The organism is Streptomyces sp. WZ.A104 (assembly GCF_002382885.1).
In the GTDB taxonomy this organism is placed as follows: Bacteria; Actinomycetota; Actinomycetes; order Streptomycetales; family Streptomycetaceae; genus Streptomyces.
Genome location: NZ_NWVL01000156.1, coordinates 1 through 4,097 on the forward strand (window position 1 = coordinate 1; position 4,097 = coordinate 4,097).

Below are 4,097 nucleotides of genomic sequence, written 5' to 3' on the forward strand. Positions count from 1 at the left end.
AGACTCTGATCCGTACGACCCGCGATCGGACTCCCCAAAGGAACATCCCGACCCGCACCCAACCGCGACAGCAGAGCCGCAAGACCCGCCTGCAACACCATGAACAGACTCGCACCCGTAGACCGCGCCAGATCCGCCAGACGCTGATGCAGCTCCGCATCGACATCGACCGTGACGTAATCCCCCCGATACGACATCACCGCCGGACGCGGACGATCCACCGGCAGCATCAGCTGATCCGGCAACCCCGCCAACGCCCGCGTCCAGTAATCGATCTGTGTCGCGAACAGACTCTCCGGATCATCCTGATCACCCAGCAACTCGTTCTGCCACAACGTGTAATCCGCGTACTGCACCACCAGATCCGACCACCCCGGCACCTCCCCCCGCACCCGCGCCGCATAAGCACGAGCCAGATCCGAAGCCAAAGGACCCAACGACCAACCATCACCCGCAATGTGATGGACCACCATCAGCAGCACGTATTCCTGCGCCGACAGCTCGAACAGGTCTGCTCGCAGGGGCGGTTCGGCCGCGAGGTCGAAGGGATGGCGGGACGCCGCCGTGAGGACGTCGGGCAGTTCCGCCTCGGTCGTCGGGGTGACGACCAGGCGCGGTACGGCCGCCTCGGGCGCCAGTACGTGCTGGTACGGCACGCCCTCGGTCTCCGGGAACACCGTCCGCAGACTCTCGTGACGGGCCACGAGGTCGCCCAGGGCGGCCCGCAGCGCGTCGCGGTCCAGCTCACCTGTGAGCCGCAGTGCCAGCGGAATGTTGTAGGTGGCGCTGGGTCCCTCCATCTTGTGGATGAACCACAGCCTGCGCTGGGCGAACGACAGGGGCATGACGTCGGGCCGCTGCCGCTGTGTGAGCGCCAGACGGCCGGGCCCCGCGGTGTCCAGGAGCGTGGCCACCTCGGCCGGCGTCGGACCCTCGAAGAGCGAGCGCAGCTCCAGCTCGACCCCGAAGACTGCCCGGACCTGGGCGATCAGGCGGGTGGCCAGAAGCGAATGCCCGCCCAGGTGGAAGAAGTCGTCGTCCACCCCGACCCGCGACAGCCCGAGGACCTGCGCGAACAGATCGCACACGATCTGCTCCTGCGGCGTACGCGCCTCCCGCCCCGCGGCCGACACCGAGAAGTCCGGCTCCGGGAGCGCCGCACGGTCCAGCTTGCCGTTGGCCGTCAGCGGGAGCCGGTCGAGGGGGACGATGAACGCGGGGACCATGTAGTCGGGCAGATGGTGACGGCTGTGCTCGCGGAGCTTGGTGACGAGGGCGCCGGTGCCCCGGCGGGCGGCGGGGTTGGTCGTCCAGGTCGACAGGGGCGTGACGGAGGTGGCCGTACCGGCTGGGGCGTAGGTACCCACAGGAGTGCCCTCGGCAGGTCGGCTCCGGTCGAGGAGGATGACGTCGACGGTGTCGCGGTCGTGGGTGCTCCAGGTGATGCCGGTCCAGTAGCCGTGTTCGTCTCCCAGGGCCTGGAACGCTTCCAGGGGGATCTGGGTGACGTCGGTGTCGGCGGGCGGAGGCGTGTCGCCGTAGAGGGTGTGCTGAGCGGCGAGTTCGTGGGCGAGGCGGGGGTTCGGGACGCCGGTGACGCGGAGCTGGGCAGGGCATTCGGTTTCGAGGTGCCGGTGCAGATCGGCGAGGGTGGCGCCGGGGTCGGTGTGCCGGGGCCAGGGGCGGGTGGGGATGTCGGTGAGCGGGTGGGGGGTGATGCCGGTTTTGTAGAGGGTGGCGTCGTAGCGGTAGCGGGTGAGTTCGTTGTGGGCTGTGCCGCGTTTGAGCTGGATGTCGGTGCCCGCGAGGTCGGGGATGTGGTGGGCGAGCGCGGTGAAGTACTCCGGGTCCACCAGGAGTTCCTTCTCCAGGACGAGGCTCTGCTCGACCGCTCGGCGAACGGCGGCCGTGTCCGTCGGGTCGACTGCGCGCGCGGTGTGGACGGCTGCGGCGAAGGTGCGCAGCAGCCGCGGGTTGCGGACATCGCCGATGAAGAGGGCCCCGCCGGGAGCGAGCGCGCGGACCGCGTTCGCGACGACCTGTTCCAGGTAGCCGGCGTTGGGGAAGTACTGGACGACGGAGTTGAGGATGATCGTGTCGAAGTGGCCTGCGGGGAGGCCGTCGAAGTCGTGGGCGGGCCGGGTGCGCAGTCGGACCCGGGAGACGAGGGCGGGATCGGCGTCGACGTGGCGCTGAAGGTCCTTGATGACGGTGGGCGAGAAGTCGGTGCCCCAGTACTCCTCGCAGTCGGGTGCCAGCCGGGCGAGGAGCAGTCCGGTGCCCACGCCTATTTCGAGGACGCGGCGGGGGCGGAGTGTCCTGATGCGGTCGACGGTCGTGTCGCGCCACTCCAGCATCTCGGGCAGCGGAATCGGCTGACCGTCGTAACTGCTGTTCCAGCTTGCGAAGTTCTCGCCGAACTCCGTCCCGGGCGCGGTGGCGTAGACGGAGTCGTACAGGTCCTGCCACTCGCTCAGCTGGCTCTGCTCGACCTCCTCGTCGTACGCGCGCGCCGAGGTGTCGGCGACGACGTAGGCAGCCAGCCGGGCGTCCCCGGGTTCGTCCTCGCGGACGACGACGGCGGCCTGGGCGATGTCGGGATGGTCGCTCAGCACGGCCTCGATCTCGCCGGGTTCGATACGGAACCCGCGGATCTTGACCTGGTGGTCGGCACGGCCGACGAACTCCAGCTCCCCGTCCGGGTTCCGGCGCACCAGGTCACCGGTACGGTACATCCGGGCACCGGGCTCCGGGGCGTAGGGGTCGGCCACGAAACGCTCGGAGGTCAGACCGGGGCGGCCCAGATAGCCGCGGGCCACACCCGCACCCGCGATGTACAGCTCCCCCACCACTCCCGGCGCGACCAGCCGCAGTCCGTCGTCCAGGACGTACACCCGAGTATTGATGATCGGCCGGCCGATCGGCGGTGCACCCGTGGTGCCGGCCAGATCCGCGGCGGTCGACCAGATGGTGGTCTCGGTCGGTCCGTACAGGTTGGTGAGGTCCTCGGTGAGGGTCCGCAGCGAGTCGGCCAGGGCGACGGGCAGTGCCTCGCCGCCGACCAGTACGCGCAGTCCGCGCAGGGCCTCCGGCTCGTGTGCGACCAGCAGTTGCCACAGTGACGGCGTTCCCTGCACGACGGTGACACCGTGCCGGGCTATCAGGTCGAGCAGCGCGGACGGCTGAGGGACGGCCTCCTTGGGCGCGAGGACGACCGCGGCACCCGAGAGCAGCGGGTGGTACAACTCCAGCGCCGCGATGTCGAAGGCGACCGTGGTGACCGCGAGCAGCCGCTCGTCGGGCCTGAGCGGCACCTTGTGCCGCATGGCCTGGAGGAAGTTGAGCAGAGCGGCGTGCGGCACGACCACGCCCTTGGGGCGGCCGGTCGAGCCGGAGGTGTAGATCACATACGCGGCATCGGCGGCTGTCAGCGGCGCGGCACGGTCGGCGTCGTCCGGGTCGGTGTCGGGGCAGTCGGCCAGCATCGCCTGTGTGTCCGCGGAGTCCAGCGTCAGCCGCTGCGACGAACCTCCGCCGGCCGGCAGCTGCACGTCCGTCGCCGCGGTGGCCAGCAGGAGCGTCGGCTCGGCATCCGCCAGCACGTACTCAAGGCGCCCGGAGGGATGGCCCGGGTCCAGTGGCAGGTACGCGGCACCGGTCTTGAGCACCGCCAGGAGAGCTACCACCAGGTCGACGGAGCGCGGCAGGGCGAGCGCGATCACCGTGTCCGGTCCGGCACCCCGGCGCAGCAGGGCGTGGGCCAGCCGGTTGGCGCTGCTGTTCAGTTCCGCGTACGTCAGGGAGGTGTCCCCGGCGATCAGGGCGACGGCATCCGGCGTGGCCCGCGCCTGCTCGGCGAAACGTACCGGCAGCAGGTCCTCGCCGACCTCAGCCTCGGTGTCCAACCAGGTGCCGAGCGCCTGTTGGTGTTCCTCAAAGGTGAGGAGGTCGATGTCGTCGAGTGGTTGGTCGGGGTGGGTGGTGGCCGCGTCCAGCAGGCGGACCCACCGGTCGAAGAGCGCCTGGACCGTGGACGCGTCATACAGGTCACTGGAGTACTCGACGGCACCGGTGATCCCCAGCGGCTCACCCTGACC

The 4,097-nt window shown here is 70.0% G+C and carries 1 protein-coding gene; it reads right to left on the bottom strand.

Annotation, left to right across the window (positions count from 1 at the left end; genetic code table 11):
• Window positions 1–4,097, bottom strand: a 4,097-nt coding sequence (locus tag CIB93_RS36785; RefSeq protein ID WP_143660143.1) for a non-ribosomal peptide synthetase, incomplete at both ends; no start/stop codon positions are given.